The sequence below is a fragment of the Flavobacterium subsaxonicum WB 4.1-42 = DSM 21790 genome, assembly GCF_000422725.1.
GTDB lineage: Bacteria > Bacteroidota > Bacteroidia > Flavobacteriales > Flavobacteriaceae > Flavobacterium > Flavobacterium subsaxonicum.
Genome location: NZ_AUGP01000025.1, coordinates 20,970 through 40,626, shown reverse-complemented (window position 1 = coordinate 40,626; position 19,657 = coordinate 20,970). Strand labels below are relative to the sequence as shown.

Sequence of the window (19,657 nt, the reverse complement as noted above, 5' to 3'; positions counted from 1 at the left end):
TGAATTATAAATTTTGAATTTTGGGTTGAGGATTAAAGATGATGCTACATCATTTAAAGTTCAGGATTCATCATTTGAAATAGAAATAAAAAGAGGATGGAAATTAGTAACGCAAAACAGGTTATAAATATTGATGCAGCCCTAACAGCACGCATTGATGAGCTTTTAAGCCACTACCCTGCAGATAAAAGAAAATCGGCGCTGCTGCCCGTGCTTCACGAAGTACAGGATGCACACGATAACTGGCTTAGCATCGAATTACAGGACAAAGTAGCCGAAATTTTAGGCATCAAACCTATAGAAGTATACGAGGTGGTATCTTTTTACACCATGTACAACCAAAAGCCCATTGGCAAATATATGTTCGAGTTTTGCAGGACTTCGTGCTGTGCGCTGCGCGGTGCCGAAGACCTGATGGACTATACCTGCAACAAACTTGGCATTAAAGAAGGCGAAACAACGCCCGATGGCCAATTTACCGTTGTTGGCGTAGAGTGCCTTGGCGCATGCGGCTATGCACCCATGCTACAGTTAGGCGATTACTATAAAGAGCACCTTACCAAAGAAAAAGTAGATGCACTTATAGACGACTGCAGGGCAGGAAAAGTAGATTTACATAAACTGACCATTACTGAATAACAATGGCTACAAAAATATTATTAGAACATGCAAATGTTCCCGGCATAAAAACCTACGACGTGTACCGCCAAAATGGTGGTTACCGCTCTGTAGAAAAAGCACTTAAGGGCATGACGCCCGATGAAGTGGTAGAAGAGGTTAAAACATCGGGGCTTCGTGGCCGTGGTGGAGCCGGTTTCCCTACGGGTATGAAATGGAGCTTTATCGACAAAAAATCAGGCAAGCCAAGGCACTTGGTTTGTAATGCCGATGAGTCTGAACCCGGTACGTTTAAAGACCGTTACCTTATGGAGTACATTCCGCACCTTTTAATAGAAGGGATGATAACTTCAAGCTACGCATTAGGCTGTAACTTATCGTACATCTACATCCGTGGCGAATACATGTGGGTTTACCGCATTTTAGAAAAAGCAATTAAAGAAGCCTATGCCGCAGGCTGGCTGGGTAAAAATATATTAGGTACGGGCTGGGATCTGGACCTTCACGTTCATTGTGGTGCCGGAGCTTACATTTGTGGCGAAGAAACCGCTCTTATTGAGTCGTTAGAAGGCAAAAGGGGTAACCCAAGGATAAAGCCACCGTTTCCGGCAATTAGCGGTTTATGGGCCAACCCTACCGTGGTTAACAATGTAGAGTCTATATCGGCTGTGCCGTGGATTATTAACAACACCGGTGCAGAATATGCTAAAATTGGTGTTGGGCGTTCTACAGGCACTAAACTATTCTCTGTTTCGGGCCACGTTAAAAACCCGGGCGTTTACGAGATAGACATGGGTATGACGGTTGATGAATTTATGAATTCTGACCAGTACCTTGGCGGAATGATGAACGACAGGCCTTTAAAAGGCTTGATTCCCGGAGGGTCGTCGGTGCCAATATTGCCATCGCACCTTATTTTTAAAACCGCTGCCGGAGAAGACAGGTTAATGACGTATGAGTCGCTTGCCGATGGTGGGTTTGCCACCGGATCGTCTTTAGGTTCAGGTGGGTTTATAGTGTATAACGATACGGCATGTATTGTACGTAATACCTGGAACTTTAGCCGTTTTTACCACCACGAAAGCTGTGGCCAGTGCTCGCCTTGCCGCGAGGGTACCGGCTGGATGGAAAAAGTACTGCACCGTATAGAAAACGGCCATGGCCGCGAAGAAGATATCGATTTGCTTTGGGATATACAGCGTAAAATAGAGGGCAACACCATTTGCCCGCTTGGCGATGCAGCAGCATGGCCGGTGGCAGCAGCCATTCGCCATTTTAGGGACGAGTTTGAATACCACGTTCGTTTTCCTGAAAAAATCAAGAACAGAGACCACTTTGTTGCCGAGCCTTTTGAAAAGGTGAAGCATTTAGTGGCAAAACAAGTAGTGTAAGTAAGTCATAAAGTTTAAAAGTCAAAAGTCATAAAGCCTGATTAAAAAGCGGGCCATGCTTTAAAATATAGTTTGTAACGTTTTTGATGTAAGGTGCCTAACGGCAACCTGAAACCTGAAACCTGAAACTTTCAAACAAAAAATTACAATGAAAGTAACAATAGACGGCCAGGAAATAGACGTAGAACCGGGGACCACCATCCTGCAGGCTGCGCGAATGATAGGGGGCGAAAGCGTGCCTCCAGCCATGTGCTACTACTCTAAACTTAAAGGTAGCGGGGGCAAATGCCGTTGCTGCTTAGTAGAGGTTTCTAAAGGTAGCGAAGCCGACCCACGCCCTATGCCAAAACTTATGGCATCTTGCGTAACCGGTGTTATGGATGGTATGGAAGTAAAAAGCATCTCATCTGAAAGGGTTGTGGATGCCCGTAAATCGGTAACCGAATTTCTTTTAATTAACCACCCGCTGGATTGCCCCGTGTGCGACCAGGCCGGTGAGTGCGATTTGCAAAACCTTAGCTTTAAGCATGGTGCTGCCAAAACGCGCTTTATTGAAGAGAAAAGAACTTTTGAGCCCGAAAATATTGGCGATAAGATACAGCTGCACATGAACCGTTGCATTTTATGCTACCGTTGTGTTATGACTGCCGATCAGCTTACTGATAACCGTGTACACGGTGTATTAAACAGGGGCGACCATTCGCAGATATCTACAGCCATTTCTAAAGCTATTGATAATGAGTTCTCGGGTAACATGATCGATGTTTGCCCTGTTGGAGCACTTACAGATAAAACATTCAGGTTTAAGCAAAGGGTTTGGTTTAACAAACCGTATAACGCCCACCGCGATTGCGATAAATGCTGCGGTAAAACTACACTTTGGATGTTTGGTAACGAAATACAAAGGGTTACTGCCCGTAAAGACGTATACCACGAAGTGGAAGAGTTTATTTGCAACGAATGCCGTTTTGACCACAAAGACCCGGCTGACTGGGTTATTGAAGGGCCTCGTAAATTCGAGAAAGATTCGGTTATCAACCAAAATAACTACACCAGGCAAATTGAGCCGGTTAAAATTGAAACCGAGCACAACATTTTGTTAGGCCGCGACCAGGACCGTAAAAAAATCAGTATGCCTGCTGTTCCGCTTAAGCGCGAAGAGGCAGAAATTTATAAAGAAGGAAACGTATAACTATGGATCAGGCAATAATTATAGAAAAAGGTATTTTTATAGTGGTGATCTTTGCCATTACAATGCTTTTTGCAATGTACGAAACATTAGCCGAGCGTAAAATTGCTGCTTGGTTCCAGGACCGTGTTGGCCCTAACCGCGCAGGTAAAGGTGGTATATTACAGCCCCTTGCCGATGGTTTAAAGCTATTCTCTAAAGAAGAGTTTTTTCCTAATACAGAGAACAGGTTCCTTTTTATTGCAGGCCCGGCCATATCTATGACCACCGCTTTAATGACGAGTGCCGTTATACCTTGGGGCGATAAGCTAACGCTATTTGGCCGCGATGTTATCCTTCAGGCTACCGATATTAATATTGGTATGCTGTACGTTTTTGGCGTACTATCGGTAGGTGTGTACGGTATTATGATTGGCGGATGGGCTTCTAACAACAAATTCTCGCTTATGGGCGCCATGCGTGCTTCATCACAAATGATATCGTACGAGGTTGCCATGGGCCTTGCCATTATCTGTTTGGTAATGATGACAGGAACCCTTAGCCTTGGCGAAATTGCCGCGGGCCAGCATGGCTGGAGATGGAATGTGCTTTACCAACCGGTAGGGTTTATCATCTTCTTAGTGTGCTCGTTTGCAGAGACTAACCGTACCCCGTTTGACCTTGCCGAGTGCGAGGCCGAGCTTATAGGTGGTTACCATACCGAGTATTCTTCCATGAAAATGGGCTTTTACCTGTTTGCAGAGTATGCAAGTATGTTTATATCGTCTACCATATTAGCGGTATTGTACTTTGGTGCTTACAACTATCCGGGCATGGACTGGGTAGAGAGCGTTGCAGGTGCTAACATTGCCAACATTATTGGCATATTTGTTTTATTTGCCAAAATTTGCTTCTTTATCTTCTTCTACATGTGGGTGCGTTGGACGATTCCAAGATTCCGTTACGACCAGCTGATGAAGTTAGGATGGAAAATGCTTATACCACTTGCCATTGCAAACATTATTGTAACCGGTATTATTATATTACTGGCAGACCAAAACCTTTAGATTTAAAGACAACACCTGTAGTTCAGGTTAAAAGAATATTACAATGTCTATAGAAACCATATCGTTATCCGGCCGTAAAAAGGAGGTTTCCAATAAAAAGATGACCTTTGCAGAGAGCCTTTACCTTATTGCTATTGCAAAAGGTTTATGGATTACCCTAAAGCACCTTTTTACCAGAAGTGTTACTATTAAATATCCTGAGCAAACGCGCGAGCTTAGCCCTGTTTACCGTGGCCAGCACATGCTGATGCGCGATGACGAAGGCCGCGAGCGTTGTACTGCCTGCGGTTTGTGTGCCCTTTCGTGCCCTGCCGAAGCCATTACCATGAAAGCCGAAGAGCGCAAGCCCGAGGAGAAACACCTTTACAGGGAAGAGAAATATGCTTCTATCTACGAGATAAATATGCTGCGCTGCATTTTTTGCGGCCTGTGCGAAGAGGCTTGCCCTAAACAGGCTATCTATCTTACAACATCGCGTGTTATGGTTAAATCAAGCAGCAACCGCGAAGATTTTATTTACGGAAAAGAAAAACTTGTTATGCCGTTAGATATGGCTATCAGGAATACCCAAATGCAAACGGCTAACTAATATGCTAACACTATTTTACATCTTATCGGCCATTACATTAGGCACGGCGTTTTTAACCATTTTGAGTAAAAACCCTATCCACAGCGCCATATACCTTGTACTTTGCTTTTTTTCTATAGCCGGGCATTACTTAATGTTTAATGCACAGTTTTTATTCATCGTACATATTATAGTTTATTCGGGTGCCATCATGATCCTGATGCTCTTTACTATAATGCTTATGAACCTTAATAAGGCCGACGAAAAAAACAAACCAATACTATCGCGCATAGCCGCCGTAGTTGCTTTTTGCCTTGTGGCATTGGTACTATTGGCTACCTTTATCAAATCGCAGCCGGTAATAAACGAATATAAAGTATCGGGCCAGGATTTTCAGTCTATTAAAGTACTGGGCCAGGTATTGCTAAACAATTATATGGTGCCTTTTGAATTTGCATCGGTACTGTTATTAGTATCTATGATAGGTGCGGTACTATTGTCTAAAAAAGAACACATTAACAACTAAGATGGAAAATATTTTACAACAAGTTGGCATAGACAACTACATTTACCTCTCTACCCTGCTTTTTTGCGTGGGTATATTTGGTGTATTGTTCAGGCGTAATGCCATTGTTATGTTCATGTCTATAGAAATTATGCTAAACGCCGTTAACCTGTTACTGGTAGCATTTTCTACCTACCACCAGGATGCAGCCGGGCAGGTGTTTGTGTTTTTCTCGATGGCTGTTGCCGCTGCCGAGGTTGCCGTGGGCCTTGCCATACTGGTAGCCGTATACCGTAACCATAATGGTATTGACATTGATAATTTAAAGAAATTAAAAGGATAACGCCTGATGGAGACAAATTTGGCCTTACTATTACTATTTGCCCCATTTGCAGGGTTCTTAATTAATATTTTCTTCGGAAAAAAACTTAGCAAAACACTTACCGGTACCCTGGGCACCGTAGCTGTTGCCGTATCTTTTGCCGCTACCCTGTATTTCTTTTTACAGGTACTGCAAACAAAGACACCTGTAATGGTTAACCTTTTTGAGTGGCTGCACCTTGCAAACTTTACTGTAAACTTCAGCTTTCAGTTAGACCAGCTTTCGCTGCTTTGGCTGATGTTTGTTACCGGTATTGGTACGCTTATCCACATGTATTCTATAAGCTACATGCATGATGACGAGAACATGCACAAATTTTTTGCCTACCTAAACCTGTTTGTTTTCTTTATGATAACACTGGTAATGGGCAGCAACTTACTAATAATGTTTATTGGCTGGGAAGGCGTTGGGCTTTGCTCGTACCTTCTTATTGGTTTCTGGTACAAAAACCAGGAATATAACGATGCTGCCAAGAAAGCATTTATTATGAACCGTATTGGCGACCTTGGTTTCCTTATCGGGATATTTATCCTTGCCTACCTTTTCCACACTGTGGAATACGACCTTATGAAAGCCGAGCTTGAAAACGGCTGGTCGGTAGATAAAGCCTGGTTAGGTATTGCAATGTTATGTCTGTTTATTGGTGCCTGTGGTAAAAGTGCCCAGCTGCCTTTATATACCTGGCTACCCGATGCAATGGCAGGGCCTACCCCGGTATCGGCGCTTATACACGCGGCTACCATGGTAACGGCGGGTATCTTTATGATAACGCGCTTAAACTTCTTATTCAACTTAACACCTGATGTTCTCGAAATTATAGCCGTAGTAGGTGCCGTAACCTCACTGGTTGCTGCCTCTATAGGTTTGGTTCAGAACGATATTAAAAAAGTACTGGCCTACTCTACCGTATCGCAATTAGGATTGATATTCCTTGCCCTTGGGCTTGGCGCTTACGAGATTGCAGTATTCCATGTAATAACACACGCTTTCTTTAAGGCATGTTTGTTCCTTGGCTCAGGGTCGGTTATACACGCGCTTCATGGCGAGCAGGATATGCGTAACATGGGCGGACTTAGAAAAGTAATGAAGATTACCTTTGTTACCTTCCTTATCTCTACACTTGCCATTTCAGGTTTACCGCCATTCTCCGGTTTCTTCTCTAAAGACGAAATTTTAATGACGGCGTTCCACCACAATAAACCGCTATGGGTTATAGGGTCGTTAGCCTCTATAATGACTGCATTTTATATGTTCCGCCTTTTATACCTAACTTTCTACAAAGACTTTAGGGGTACCGAAGAGCAGAAACACCATTTACATGAATCGCCTACGCTTATTACCTTCCCACTTATTGTTTTGGCAATACTTGCTCTTGTGGGTGGCGCTATAAGCCTGCCGGGAATGAGTTGGTTAAACGAGTACCTTGCGCCTGTTATGGCCAAGCCTGCCGAACACCACCATTTAGGCAATACAGAGTACATGCTTATGGGTATAGCCGTTGTTGGTGCGCTTATTGGTATTGGCGTTGCCTATGCCAAATACATTAAAAAAGGCGAAGTTCCGCCTGCGGATGCCCAGATTACGGGTGTTACCAATGTATTGTACAACAAATATTATGTAGACGAAATTTATACCGCCATAATTATAAAACCAATTTATGCCATTGGCAGCTTCTTTAAAAATGTTACAGAGGTAGCCTTATCAGGCTTTGTATTTGGTTTGGGCAGGGCAGCCACATTATTGGGCAATCAGGGCAAAACCGTGCAAAATGGCAGCATAGGCTTTTACCTTCTTGTTTTTGTACTGGGCGTTTGCTCTATTTTAGGTTATATTTTTCTGGTAAAATAATTCATACTGATGGACGTATCTTTTATACTTGTTATCTTATTATTTGGGGCAGCGGCCACATGGTTTGTTGGCGATAAGCTGGCCTCTAAGGCGGCGCTGATTTTTAGTACGGCAGCCTTAGCGGCAACACTGTACGTTATATACCGCTACAACCAGGGCGCACCTGTAAGTTTTATATACTTATGGAACCAGTCGCCGCGCATATTCCTGGGCTTTCAGGCCGATGGACTATCGCTGACAATGACGTTGCTAACCACGGCGCTTACCCCTATTATCGTGTTCTCGTCTTTCGGAAATTTATTCCCAAAAACAAGGGCATTTTACGCACTTATCCTTTTTATGGCCTTTGCCATGGTAGGAACATTTTTAAGTGTAGACGGTTTGGTGTACTACGTGTTCTGGGAGCTTTCGCTTATACCTATTTACTTTATTGCCCTTATTTGGGGTAGCGGTACTGCCGAAGAGCGTAAAAAATCAGTTATTAAATTCTTTATATACACCTTTGCAGGATCGTTATTTATGCTGGTAGCCTTTGTTTACCTGTACCAAAGAACGGGTTCTTTCTTAAACCTGCACCTGTATAAAGCAATGCTAACCTCAACAGAGCAAACCTGGATATTTGCGGCCTTCTTTTTAGCGTATGCTATTAAAACGCCAATTATCCCGTTCCATACCTGGCAGGCCAATGTGTACCAAAAAGCCCCAACGGCAGGTACCATGCTACTATCGGGCATCATGCTTAAAATGGCATTATTTAGTATTATAAGATGGCAGCTGCCTATTACCCCGTGGGCTGCCAACGAATATAAATACATTGTTATTGGCCTTTGTATTGCCGGTGTTATTTACGGTTCTATACTTGCCCTTAAACAAACCGACCTTAAAAAACTTTTGGCTTACTCGTCTTTAGCCCACGTTGGCCTTATTGCTGCGGGCGCTTATACGCTTACGCTGGATGGCCTTCGCGGTGCGTTTTTGCAAATGATAGCCCACGGCTTTGTTGTGGTAGGCCTGTTTTTTGCTGCCGAGGTTATTAACCGCAGGTTCGAAACCGGCGAAATTAGCGGCATGGGTGGTATAAGGGTGCAATCGCCTAAATTTACCTCTATGTTTATGATACTGGTATTGGCATCTGTTGCCTTACCGGGAACCTTTAACTTTGTGGGCGAATTTGAAGTGCTGTACAGCCTTGCACAATCTAATATATGGTTTGCCGTAATTGGCGGTACCACAATTATATTGGGTGCTTTTTATATGCTTAGGATGTTCCAGCAGGTTATGCTTGGCGAAAAGAACGAGAAATTCTTTGCAGATGTTACGGTAAGCGAAGGTGCTGTGTTTGTAATTATACTGGCGGTACTGTTATTTTTTGGACTATACCCAAAACCAATTACCGATTTTATTACACCCGAGCTGGAAAAAGTTTTAGTTTATATAAACCGATTTAATAAATAATGGATATTTTAATAGCTATTGCTGCATTAGGCATTATATGTCTTATAGCTGAAATTTTTAACCTCAGGAAAGCCATAGTGCCGGTAACCATTATTGGCCTGTTTGCTGTGCTTGGGCACGCCGTGTACAAAGCTAAATTCGGCACTACCTTATTAAGCTTCGAGCTTGATGAGAACCAGTACTTTAATATGGTTGTAAGCGATAAATATGCCCTTGGTTTTTCGAGCCTGTTTATATTGCTTACTATCTTTTTAGTTGCATTAACCCCTGATTTTCATAAAGAACACAAACCAAAAATATCCGATTTTGTTGCTATAAAGCTATTCCTTTTAACAGGAGCCATTGCTATGGTTGCTTTTGGTAATCTGTCTATGTTCTTTTTAGGTATCGAGATATTGTCTATATCACTTTACGTATTAGCGGCAAGCGAACCTAAAAATGTAAAAAGTAACGAAGCCGGTATGAAATACTTCCTAATGGGGGCATTTGCATCGGGTATACTATTGTTTGGTATCGCGCTTATTTACGGCGCTACCGGTACGTTTGACATTCCATCTATAAAAGCACTTAGCACTACTGACTTACCATCATGGTATACAATAGGCTGCGTAATGGTATTTATAGGTTTACTGTTTAAAATTGCTGCAGTACCGTTTCACTTTTGGGCTCCCGATGTTTACGAAGGATCTCCGGCACTTACTACCGCTACAATGAGTACACTGGCTAAAGTTGCTGCAATGGCATCTTTATTCAAAATGATAACAACGCTTAATCCGCATTTAGCTGGCTATATTACGTGCATAAACGTAGTAGCCGTATTGTCTATGATAGTGGGTAACTTAATTGCCCTAAGGCAAACCAACGTTAAGCGTATGCTTGCGTTCTCAGGTATATCGCATGCCGGCTATATGTTATTATCAATACATTTTACCAACTTTGCCGACGCTCAGGGCAACCTGCTATACTACGCAGCAGCTTATGCCTTTGCCGGTATTGCAGCCTTTGCCGTAGTACTTAGCGTGTGTGGCAAAAAAGGTAACGAAGAGGTGTACAACTTTAACGGCCTTGGTAAAACCAATCCGCTATTGGCAGGTGTGTTAACATGTGCGCTGTTATCTATGGCAGGTATACCAATATTTTCAGGGTTCTTTGCTAAATTCTTCCTGTTTAGCCAGATATTAGCTAAAGGACAGGTTACACTGGTAATTTTTGCGGTAATAAGCTCTATAATCAGTGTTGGCTACTACTTTAAGCTTATAATAGCCATGTACACCAAAGACAGTACCGAAAAAGTACAACCGGTACCTGTGGCTTACACCACCGTTGCTGTAACAGCCATAGCACTAAACATAGCTATTGGCCTTGTACCTTCTCTTGTAATGGGACTGATACGATAATAAAAATTCAACATACAAAAAAGGCGCAGTAATAATTAATAATTACTGCGCCTTTTTATTATATAGCGGTAAGTATTACCAACCCTCTTTAAGGCCGTTTTTAAGGGCTGTGGTGTACTTTTCGGCATTGAACTTATAAAGGTTAGGTGCTTTGTGCGCGCCGCCTTTACGGGGCTCGTCCAGCTTATCTAAAATATCATAGCCAATCATTTTGCGGTAAAAATTACCACGGTTCAGTTTTTTGTCCAGTATAATCTCGTACAATTTTTGCAGTTCGGGCATTGTAAATTCTTCCGGCAAGAGCTTATCGCCTATAGGTTTGTAATTTAGCTGTCTGCGCAGGGTAACCAAAGCTTTATCAAATATCTCCCTGTGATCCATCATCATTTCAGGCAGAGCATTTATATCAACCCATTCGCAACCATCCGAAAACTCATCTACAACAGGCACAACATCAGTATACGCCACCAAAGCATAAAACCCAATAGATATAAAACGCTGTTTATGCCAAAGGCTATTATCAAACTCTTCAAAAAAGCCTTCTGACCGGTTTACTTTTGCAAACACCTTAAACTGCTGAAGATAAATATCTTCGGCACCGGTACGCTCGTTAAGTATCCTTCCGGCTGCTTCTTTTAAATCTTCCTCTTTACTCATATAACCTCCGGGTAATGACCACAATGGCTGATCTTTTAACTTAGTAAGAAGCACTTTTAAAGAAGATTCGTGAAAACCAAATACGGCACAGTCTATTGATATGTGGGGTATATTTTCCTGCCACAACACTTCCGACTTTTTTTCCAACAGTTTTTTTAAACTCATTTTCCTTTTTCTTTGGTTTACAAAAGTAATTATTTACTCTTTTACGTGCTAATCCTCTCTTATTTTATTATTTGGGTAAAAAAAGTTATCAACTATCTTTTTATTGATTAACGATTGAATTTTCGTAATCGAAATAGTCGACAGGTAAAATCTCATTTTACAGAACATCCAGTAAAATAAGGGTTTTGCCGCAAACGTAGTAGTATTTGCAAGTGTAAGATACACATCTTTTCGGTAATTTAAAAATTATTGAATTTAATACAGCATACTTCAACGATCGATGCCGTAATAAAAATTATTGGCTCTTTTTTTTGCAGAATTAAAAAAACGCCTTAATATTGCTTCATATTGAAACAATGATTCGATATGTACTCAACCCAAACTCATAACCCAAATTTTAAAATGAACAAAAAATTACTCCTGATGCTGGCCTTTTCTATGGCGGCAACTGCGAATCTAACTGCGCAGGAAACGCCAACCGGCACCCCACCCGCCGCTACCGATACTATAAAAAAAATAAAGGTGGTTAATAGCGATACCAAAGAAGAAAAAAACCGTAACGTAATGCTTAATGCAGCCAACAATACAGGCCCGCGTGAGGTTAATATAGGTTTGCCCTCTACAGTTGGTGGTATTACCATTCAGGAAAATGATTTACCCGTTGTATATTTCTTTTGGCCCGAACTGCCCAACCGTACCTGGAGGCAAAGCACCAGCCTGGGCCGTACAGGCCTTTTAAAAATTAGCGAAGCCGCCATTACAACCGGCGACCTTGGCTTTGCCGTAAACTCGTACACCAAACTGGGCAGCGATAAGCAGGAAGTGGTGGGTAACCTTTCGGGCAGCCACTTTGGCTGGTTAAAAGGCGATGTAAACATATCTGGCCCAATGGGCAAAAACTGGTTTTACACCCTTGGTGCTTATGCCAACTACGACCCCAGCACTTATGATATGAAGTTTGCCAAATACTCTGACCGTACCCAAATTTACCGTGCAGGTGTTACCAAACGTTTTAATAATGGCAAAGGCCAAATTAACTTTTTATACAAATACGCCAACTCGGCATCGTTAACCAACTATGCTATCTTTAAATATAAAGAAGGCGGTAAGGTAGAAGAGGTTAACGATTTTAGGATTGGCCGCGACTCATACATTGTAAACGATGGTACGCTTAAATTTAAAGACCTACTTACAGGCAAAACCAAATTTGCGGATATGGGAGGCAGCGATGCAGCATCATTCTCGCACTCGTTTGATGTTAACGGTAAATATACATTGCAAAACGACTGGAACTTTACGTTTGCATCGCGCATAAGGTATGCCGAATCGTCTCAGCTAATAGGCATCCCGTTAGGAGTATTTAATGTTACTGCCGAAGATGGCTACGCTTACCAAAAAAGTGGCCAGGCCTATACCGGTGCTGTAAACTCTATGTTGGGCCTTTATACCGATGGTACGCCAACTACTACATTCTTATCGCGTTTTGAGGTTAAGAAAACCAAGAATGCCCACAACATGAGGATAGGCTTTACAGAGTACTATTACAACGTAGACCAGTTTACAAGCAACAGGTCGTTTTATAACCAGACTGCAAGTGCAGCACCCGATAAACTGGTGCACAACCAGGTTGGAAGCTCATCTAACACCGATGCCGACGGTTTTTACAACTACAACATAGGTGGCGAGTACCACAATGGTTTCGAAAATAAAATGTCGACTTATTTTTCTGATGACTGGGCGGTTACCGATTGGTTTAGCGTTAACTACGGTATCAACCTAAGGTACCAGAAAATTAAAGGCGATTATTACCTGACTCCAAGAACCGATGGTTTTGTTTTTGATCCTTCGCAAAAAACATATTTTGATAACGACTGGTTCCACATTGGCGGATCGGTAAACACGGTCTTAAAAGTAACCAAAAGGGCCGGTGTGTTGTTAGATTTTACTTATACCCAAAACAATGGCCAGTTAGAAAGCTACTCAGGCTTTGTAACGCCAAACCTGTCTAAAACTAAGAGCCCGTTATTAGGCTTTGGAGTATACTATAACGATAAGATATTCAGCGTGGTTTCTCAGGCAACGTACCTTACAAGAAACAACTTCCAGGCAAGGCTAAACCTTGTTAATCCGGATGATGTTAGCCAGTCATCGGTAGCAACCATATTTTACGACATACAAACATTAGGCTGGACTACCGATGTTGTTGCCAGTCCGTTTAAAGGCTTTAGCCTGCACTACCTTATAACATTCCAGAACCCGGTATACAAAAACTACGATTTTACCGCTTTTGGCAACAACTACTCATACAACGATAAAAACGTATTAGAAATATCTAAAACCCTAATGGAGATAGACCCAAGTTACTCATACAAAAAATTCAAGGTATGGGCCAGTTTCCGTTATTTCTCTAAACAGTTTGCCAACCTTACCAACGCCCTTTATTTTGATGATCGTTGGGAAACCTTTGGCGGCGTAAATTACCAAATTAACGACCATTTAGATTTTGGTGTTACTGCGGTAAACTTTTTAAACCAAACCGGTGCTAAAGGAACCATTAACGGTGCCGAACTTATTACCGATGCTTCGCAGTACTACGACCAGACACTGGTAGGATCGTACATAAGGCCATTTACATTAGAGGCTTCGCTTAACTTTAGATTCTAATAATTAAAACTATAATAACCTCATCAACCGTGGCCTGTACAAAAGGCGCGGTTTTGGGGTATACAGCTGTTTCGGGTTTCAAAAAAACGCAGCATTTTTAGCAGGAGGCCCAATAACAAATGCTAATTAAAAGACTGTACCTTTAAGGGTACGACTGTTACAGCAGCCCATACAATGGATTAAGGACCATTGCCGACACGAAAACTCTGGTGGGAGACAAACGGTAATTGTGTCGGTAACGGCTGCTAATAATGGTTTTTGCCTGGTTTAAGACACTGCCGGGTAAAAGCCGGCAACAACAATTAAAAAAATTGTTTTTAAAACATTTTTATATGAATAAAGACAGAAGAAAATTTTTAGCACAGGCAGCAACAATAAGTGGTATAGGGTTGCTTTCGCCCCTTGAATTGTTAGCTGCGCAAACGGCAGACAGTACGGAATATCAATATCCAAATCCCGCCGAAAGGCCTAAAGCCTTATTTTTTGATATAAATGAAACGGTTTTAAACCTTGAACCATTAAAGGTAAGCATAAATACGGTTTTAGGCAATAAACCAGGGCTGGCAACACTTTGGTTTACAACCATGCTGCAATACTCTTTAGTGGTTACTGCCGCCGGAAAATATGAAGACTTTGGGGCCATAGGCGCAGCCGCACTTTTAATGGTGGCAAAAAATAACGGCATAGCCCTAACGCAGGAGCAGGCTAAGAATGCTATTAAACCTATACTGAATTTACAACCCCACCCGGATGTTGTTAGTAGCCTTAAAAAGCTAAAAGCGAACGGCTACAAGCTTGTATCGTTTACCAACTCGTCTAACAAAGCTGTAAAAACGCAATTAGAAAATGCAGGCCTATCTGCTTATTTTGAGCAGCAGTTAAGCATAGAAGATATTGGCAAATTCAAACCTCATACCGATGCTTATAACTGGGCGGCAAAAAAGCTTAACCTGCAAAATAAAGACTGCATGCTTATAGCAGCACACGGCTGGGATGTTGCCGGGGCTGCCTGGAGCGGCTGGCGAACCGCGTTTATTGCGCGCCCGGGCCAGCAGCTTTTTCCGTTAGCACCCGAAGTGGAAATTAACGAACCCAACTTAACAGCAATTGCCGATAAGCTGTGTGCTTTAAAATAACCAACCATGATACATTACAACAATAAAACATTACTGCTTATAGCCTTTAGCCTGATCGCAATAGTTACTGCCAGGGCCCAAAAGGCAACGCCTTTATATCCTGAAAGCGTGGTTAAATCCCGCTACCGTGTTATTGTAGATAACGATTTTGGCGGCGACCCCGATGGATTATTTCAACTGGCGCACCAATTGTTAAGCCCGTCTACCGAAATTAAGGGCATTATAGGCTCACACCTGCGCAAGGGCGACCCTTTTGATTCGTCTGACCAAACAGCAACTAACGCCGTTAAAACGATAGAAGAGTTGCTTAAGGCCATGAAACTTAGTGGTGCCTACCCCATATACCAGGGATCTAATTCGGCTTTAACCGATATGGAGACCCCGCAAAATTCGGCTGCAGCCGATGCCATTATTAAAGAGGCATTGAGCGATGATAAACGTCCGCTTTTTGTAGTGTGCGGTGCCGGCCTTACCGATGTTGCCAGTGCCTACCTTAAAAACCCTGAAATTGCCAAACGCCTTACCGTAGTGTGGATAGGCGGGCCGGAATATCCTGCCCTTGCCACACCCCCACCCGGCTATACCAGTTTAGAATACAACCTCAACATCGATATCAACGCAGTGCGTGTGGTGTTCAATAAATCAGACCTCAACATCTGGCAGGTGCCCCGCAATACCTACAGGCAGCCGCTTATGGCATATTCTGAACTGCTTACTAAAGTAAAGCCGCAGGGTGCTACAGGCGCTTACCTTGCCGGAAAAATTGAAGGCTTGATGCAACGCCTGGCATCTATGGATTTCCCTTCGGGCGAAACCTACATTATGGGCGACAGCCCGTTGGTGCTGCTTACGGCATTGCAATCGTCTTTTGAGGCCGACCCATCGTCCAGCGATTACGTGCTTATGCCATCGCCACTGGTAAACGAACAGGGACTGTATGAAACCAATCACAAAGGCAGGAACATACGCGTGTACACCAAACTGGACACCCGTTTGCTGTTTGAAGATTTTTATAATAAGCTTGCATTATTCAACCAACCAAAACCTAAAAAATAATGACAATCTCCCACAAACTGACTGTTTTTGCCGCAATGGTGCTATCGGCAAATACGCTCTCGGCACAATTGCCCAAAAACGAGCTGCTATACGGCGTAGCCTACTACGATGAGTACATGCCCTACGACCGTTTGGATAAAGACATCAAGATGATGAAAGATGCCGGCATTAACGTAGTGCGCATTGCCGAAAGTACCTGGAGCACTGTAGAGCCCAGCGACAACGTGTTTAATTTTAGCCACATAGACCGTGTGTTAAACGCCATGCACAAAGCCGGGATAAAAGTTATTATTGGCACGCCAACCTATGCCGTGCCGGCCTGGCTGGTTAAAAAATACCCCGATGTACTGGCTACAACGCCGGGCGGCCGCAACCAGTACGGCATGCGTCAGAATATGGATATTACCAATAAAGACTACCTGTTCCACTCCGAAAGGGTTATCAGAAAAATAATGGAGCATGTTAAAGACCACCCGGCCATTATTGGCTATCAGGTAGATAACGAAACCAAATCGTACAACACGGCAGGCGCTAATGTGCAGGCGCAGTTTGTACAGTACATGAAAGACAAGTTTAAAACTACCGATGCCATAAACAAAGCTTTTGGGCTGGATTACTGGAGCAACCGCATTAACTCGTGGGAAGAATTTCCCAGTATGGTAGGTACTATTAATGCCGGTTTAAAGAGCGAGTTTGCTAAATTTTCGCGCGGGCTGGTTACCAACTTTTTATCATGGCAGGCAGGCATAGTGCGCGAGTACAGCAAAAAGGGCCAGTTTGTTACCCAGAATTTCGATTTTGAGTGGCGCAACTACAGCTACGGCATACAGGAAAGTGTAGACCATTTTGCCGCTGCCAAAGCGTTAGATGTTGCGGGTGTAGATATTTATCACCCGTCTCAGGACCATTTAACCGGTGCCGAGATATCGTTTGGTGGCGATGTGGCCCGCTCTATGAAAAACGGTCAGAACTATCTGGTTATTGAGACAGAGGCACAGGGCTTTCCGCAATGGGTGCCGTATGCGGGGCAACTGCGCCAGCAGGCGTTTAGCCATATAGCATCGGGCGCCAACATGCTGGAATACTGGCACTGGCATTCCATTCACAATTCAGCCGAAACGTACTGGAAAGGTTTGTTAAGCCACGATTTTCAGCCTAACCCTACTTATAACGAGGCCATGACCATTGGCGCCGACTTTAAAAAACTGAGCCCTAAACTGGCCAGCCTTAAGGTAACCAACAAAGCAGCCATATTGTTTAGTAATGAGGCACTATCGGCGTTTAACGAATTTAGCTTTGGCTGGGGCCGAAGAGAAAATTATAACGATGTGCTGCGCCCCATGTATGATGCACTTTACAACATGAATGTGGGTGTTGATTTTATAGACCCATCTACACAAAACTGGGATAACTACAAGCTCATCATTGTTCCTGCGCTATATGCCGCCCCCGATGCGCTGCTGCAAAAGCTAAACCAGTTTGTAAAGAATGGCGGGCATGTAGTGTACACGTTTAAAAGCGGCTTCTCGGATGAAAATGTAACCGTTCGCAATACGGTGCAGCCGGGCATTATTAACGAGGCAGCGGGCATTACCTACAGCCAGTTTGTATTACCGGAAAATGTATCGCTTAAAGGCGACCCGTTTAAAGCAGGCGAGGGCAATAAAGAAATTAAGTACTGGATGGAGCTGCTAACCCCAACCACCGCTAAGGTACTGGCATCTTACGACCACCCCGAGTGGGGCAAATATGCCGCTGTTACCCAAAATAGTTACGGCAAAGGCACCGCAACCTATATTGGCTTTATGCCGGGCGATGCGCTATTAGATAAAATAATGGAAGGCGCCGTTAAAGAAGCCGGCCTGTGGCAGGAAGACCAGAAACTACATTTTCCGCTTATAACCAAATCGGGTAAAAACCTGTCAGGCAAAACGCTGCGCTATTTCTTTAATTATTCGGCGCAAACCAAAACCTTTACCTACACCCAAGGCAATAACGGTACCGAATTACTTACCGGTAAAAAAGTGGCTAAAAATGCCGAGCTAAACTTAAAACCGTGGGATGTACTAATTATAGAAGAAAACTAACCATGAAAAAAACTGCACTATATATAATTGCTGCCCTTAGCCTTACGGCCTGCTCAAAAAAAATGTACGTAAAAGAATGGGTGGCCACTACCGAGGCTTCGGCATGGAAAACGCAAAATACCAAAGCACTTTCGGCTAATGGCACTACTGCTGGCGTTGAAATTTATACCGATAAACCCCTGCAATCTATAGACGGTTTTGGGTCGTGCTTTAACGAACTGGGGTGGACATCGCTCAGCGCCCTGAACGAGGCCGACCGCACTGCCATTATGAAGGAATTATACGAACCCAATACCGGTGCCAACTTTACCATTGGCCGTATGCCGGTGGGTGCCAACGATTTTTCGCGCGACTGGTATTCGTATGATGAAGTGGAGGGCGATTATCAAATGAAAAGCTTTTCTATTGCCAACGACCGCGAAACGCTGATACCTTTTATTAAATCGGCTACAGCCTATAACCCCGGGCTTAACCTTTGGGCATCGCCCTGGAGCCCGCCGCAGTGGATGAAGTACAACAAGCACTACGCGCTGGCTAAAGTACCCTCTGTAATGGAAAAGGTAGACAACGAGCTACAGGACAACCAGGTGGGTAAAGAGGGCACGGATATGTTTATACAAACCGACCGCAATTTTGAAGCCTACGCCCTTTACTTTAAACGTTTTGTAGAATCGTATAAAGCCGAAGGTATTACTATAAGCATGGTTATGCCGCAAAACGAATTCAACTCGGCGCAATGGTACCCAAGCTGTACCTGGACGCCCGAAGGCCTATCCAATTTTGTAAGCTACCTGGGTCCGGAAATGGACAAGCTGGGTGTAAAAGTGTTCTTCGGGACACTGGAAAGGCCAAAAGCACAATTGTTTGAAGACGTGTACAACAATCCAAAAGCCGGTAAATACCTTAAAGGTGTTGGTGTACAATGGGCCGGTAAAGAGGCGGTAGTGGATATTCATAAAACGCACCCCGACCTTAAAATTTACCAAAGCGAGCACGAATGCGGCGATGGCAAAAACAACTGGGATTATACTGTTTACAGTTGGGATTTAATGAAGCATTACCTGCTTAATGGTGCCAACGCGTATCTGTACTGGAATACATCGTTGCTAAAAGGTGGCGTTAGCCGTTGGGGCTGGAGGCAAAACTCGTTAGTTACGGTAGATGCCGATAACAAGACCTACGCCTGGAACCATGAGTATTATTTAATGAAACACCTTAGCCATTACGTTAAACCGGGCGCTACCCTATTGCAAACCAGCAGCGCGGCAGCCGTTAACCACCGTAACGATGTACTGGGCTGGTGGGAAGGCGACCTGAGCAGCAATGCCGATAACCTTTTGGCCTTTAAAAACCCCGATGGTACTATTGCTGTAATTATCTACAATAATTCTGATGCCGAAAAGCAAATAAGCCTGTCGGTTTCCGGTAAAAAGGTAACCCCTACCCTTGCGGCAAAATCATTCAACACCTTTTTAATAAAATAAGAATTAATA

The 19,657-nt window shown here is 43.4% G+C and carries 16 protein-coding genes; 15 read left to right on the top strand and 1 reads right to left on the bottom strand.

Features of this window, described 5'->3' with window-relative positions; genetic code table 11:
• Positions 1-96 precede the first annotated feature (96 nt).
• The 10 genes from G509_RS0108010 (at position 97) to G509_RS0107965 (ending at position 10,399) form a co-directional block, all read left to right on the top strand.
• Positions 97-639: an NADH-quinone oxidoreductase subunit NuoE family protein gene (locus G509_RS0108010; protein ID WP_026991040.1), complete on the top strand. Its 543-nt coding sequence runs from the start codon at positions 97-99 to the stop codon at positions 637-639.
• Positions 640-641: 2 nt separating this feature from the next.
• Complete coding sequence (nuoF, locus tag G509_RS0108005) at positions 642-2,009, top strand: NADH-quinone oxidoreductase subunit NuoF (RefSeq protein ID WP_026991039.1); 1,368 nt, start codon at positions 642-644, stop codon at positions 2,007-2,009.
• Positions 2,010-2,157: 148 nt separating this feature from the next.
• Positions 2,158-3,201, top strand: a complete 1,044-nt coding sequence (locus tag G509_RS0108000; RefSeq protein WP_026991038.1) for an NADH-quinone oxidoreductase subunit G — start codon at positions 2,158-2,160, stop codon at positions 3,199-3,201.
• A gap of 2 nt (positions 3,202-3,203) precedes the next feature.
• Complete coding sequence (gene nuoH, locus G509_RS0107995; RefSeq protein WP_026991037.1) at positions 3,204-4,244, top strand: NADH-quinone oxidoreductase subunit NuoH; 1,041 nt, start codon at positions 3,204-3,206, stop codon at positions 4,242-4,244.
• Between the two features lie 43 nt (positions 4,245-4,287).
• Positions 4,288-4,833, top strand: coding sequence for a NuoI/complex I 23 kDa subunit family protein (locus tag G509_RS0107990; RefSeq protein ID WP_026991036.1), 546 nt, complete (start codon positions 4,288-4,290; stop codon positions 4,831-4,833).
• Between the two features lies 1 nt (position 4,834).
• On the top strand, positions 4,835-5,338 hold the full coding sequence (locus tag G509_RS0107985) for an NADH-quinone oxidoreductase subunit J family protein (protein WP_026991035.1): 504 nt from the start codon (positions 4,835-4,837) through the stop codon (positions 5,336-5,338).
• 1 nt (position 5,339) lies between these two features.
• The gene (gene nuoK, locus G509_RS0107980; protein ID WP_026991034.1) at positions 5,340-5,660 is read left to right on the top strand and encodes an NADH-quinone oxidoreductase subunit NuoK; all 321 of its coding nucleotides are present in this window, start codon (positions 5,340-5,342) and stop codon (positions 5,658-5,660) included.
• 6 nt (positions 5,661-5,666) lie between these two features.
• Positions 5,667-7,547 carry an NADH-quinone oxidoreductase subunit L gene (nuoL, locus tag G509_RS0107975; RefSeq protein WP_026991033.1) on the top strand — a complete coding sequence of 627 codons (1,881 nt, stop codon included), beginning with the start codon at positions 5,667-5,669 and terminating at the stop codon, positions 7,545-7,547.
• 9 nt (positions 7,548-7,556) lie between these two features.
• Complete coding sequence (locus G509_RS0107970; protein ID WP_026991032.1) at positions 7,557-9,002, top strand: complex I subunit 4 family protein; 1,446 nt, start codon at positions 7,557-7,559, stop codon at positions 9,000-9,002.
• A complete protein-coding gene (locus G509_RS0107965; RefSeq protein ID WP_026991031.1) occupies positions 9,002-10,399 on the top strand; it encodes an NADH-quinone oxidoreductase subunit N in 1,398 nt (465 codons plus the stop codon). The genes G509_RS0107970 and G509_RS0107965 overlap by 1 nt, the downstream gene beginning before the upstream one ends.
• A 75-nt stretch (positions 10,400-10,474) precedes the next feature.
• Here G509_RS0107965 and G509_RS0107960 read toward each other — a convergent pair whose 3' ends face one another.
• Positions 10,475-11,221 carry an NUDIX hydrolase gene (locus G509_RS0107960; RefSeq protein WP_026991030.1) on the bottom strand — a complete coding sequence of 249 codons (747 nt, stop codon included), beginning with the start codon at positions 11,219-11,221 and terminating at the stop codon, positions 10,475-10,477.
• A gap of 402 nt (positions 11,222-11,623) precedes the next feature.
• On the opposite strand from G509_RS0107960, the gene G509_RS0107955 reads away from it, so the two are divergent.
• From G509_RS0107955 to G509_RS0107930, 5 genes are all read left to right on the top strand, one after another.
• Positions 11,624-13,885: a TonB-dependent receptor gene (locus G509_RS0107955; protein ID WP_026991029.1), complete on the top strand. Its 2,262-nt coding sequence runs from the start codon at positions 11,624-11,626 to the stop codon at positions 13,883-13,885.
• A 332-nt stretch (positions 13,886-14,217) separates the two neighbouring features.
• Entirely contained in the window at positions 14,218-15,021 is an 804-nt protein-coding gene (locus tag G509_RS0107945) for a haloacid dehalogenase type II (protein WP_026991028.1), read from the top strand.
• Between the two features lie 6 nt (positions 15,022-15,027).
• On the top strand, positions 15,028-16,077 hold the full coding sequence (locus tag G509_RS0107940; RefSeq protein WP_051200063.1) for a nucleoside hydrolase: 1,050 nt from the start codon (positions 15,028-15,030) through the stop codon (positions 16,075-16,077).
• Complete coding sequence (locus G509_RS0107935; protein ID WP_081663268.1) at positions 16,077-18,164, top strand: beta-galactosidase; 2,088 nt, start codon at positions 16,077-16,079, stop codon at positions 18,162-18,164. Before G509_RS0107940 ends, G509_RS0107935 begins: the two co-directional genes overlap by 1 nt.
• Before the next feature lie 2 nt (positions 18,165-18,166).
• Positions 18,167-19,648, top strand: a complete 1,482-nt coding sequence (locus G509_RS0107930; protein ID WP_026991025.1) for a glycoside hydrolase family 30 protein — start codon at positions 18,167-18,169, stop codon at positions 19,646-19,648.
• The last annotated feature ends 9 nt before the right edge of the window (positions 19,649-19,657 follow it).

What these genes read in the sequence shown, in the direction of transcription:
- nuoK (WP_026991034.1), top strand. Translation starts at nt 5,340, where the DNA reads ATGGAAAATATTTTACAACAAGTTGGCATAGACAACTACATTTACCTC.
- G509_RS0107960 (WP_026991030.1), bottom strand. Translation starts at nt 11,221, where the DNA reads ATGAGTTTAAAAAAACTGTTGGAAAAAAAGTCGGAAGTGTTGTGGCAG.
- G509_RS0107990 (WP_026991036.1), top strand. Translation starts at nt 4,288, where the DNA reads ATGTCTATAGAAACCATATCGTTATCCGGCCGTAAAAAGGAGGTTTCC.
- nuoH (WP_026991037.1), top strand. Translation starts at nt 3,204, where the DNA reads ATGGATCAGGCAATAATTATAGAAAAAGGTATTTTTATAGTGGTGATC.
- nuoL (WP_026991033.1), top strand. Translation starts at nt 5,667, where the DNA reads ATGGAGACAAATTTGGCCTTACTATTACTATTTGCCCCATTTGCAGGG.
- G509_RS0107965 (WP_026991031.1), top strand. Translation starts at nt 9,002, where the DNA reads ATGGATATTTTAATAGCTATTGCTGCATTAGGCATTATATGTCTTATA.
- G509_RS0108000 (WP_026991038.1), top strand. Translation starts at nt 2,158, where the DNA reads ATGAAAGTAACAATAGACGGCCAGGAAATAGACGTAGAACCGGGGACC.
- G509_RS0107970 (WP_026991032.1), top strand. Translation starts at nt 7,557, where the DNA reads ATGGACGTATCTTTTATACTTGTTATCTTATTATTTGGGGCAGCGGCC.
- G509_RS0107930 (WP_026991025.1), top strand. Translation starts at nt 18,167, where the DNA reads ATGAAAAAAACTGCACTATATATAATTGCTGCCCTTAGCCTTACGGCC.
- G509_RS0107940 (WP_051200063.1), top strand. Translation starts at nt 15,028, where the DNA reads ATGATACATTACAACAATAAAACATTACTGCTTATAGCCTTTAGCCTG.
- G509_RS0107955 (WP_026991029.1), top strand. Translation starts at nt 11,624, where the DNA reads ATGAACAAAAAATTACTCCTGATGCTGGCCTTTTCTATGGCGGCAACT.
- G509_RS0107985 (WP_026991035.1), top strand. Translation starts at nt 4,835, where the DNA reads ATGCTAACACTATTTTACATCTTATCGGCCATTACATTAGGCACGGCG.
- G509_RS0107935 (WP_081663268.1), top strand. Translation starts at nt 16,077, where the DNA reads ATGACAATCTCCCACAAACTGACTGTTTTTGCCGCAATGGTGCTATCG.
- G509_RS0107945 (WP_026991028.1), top strand. Translation starts at nt 14,218, where the DNA reads ATGAATAAAGACAGAAGAAAATTTTTAGCACAGGCAGCAACAATAAGT.
- G509_RS0108010 (WP_026991040.1), top strand. Translation starts at nt 97, where the DNA reads ATGGAAATTAGTAACGCAAAACAGGTTATAAATATTGATGCAGCCCTA.
- nuoF (WP_026991039.1), top strand. Translation starts at nt 642, where the DNA reads ATGGCTACAAAAATATTATTAGAACATGCAAATGTTCCCGGCATAAAA.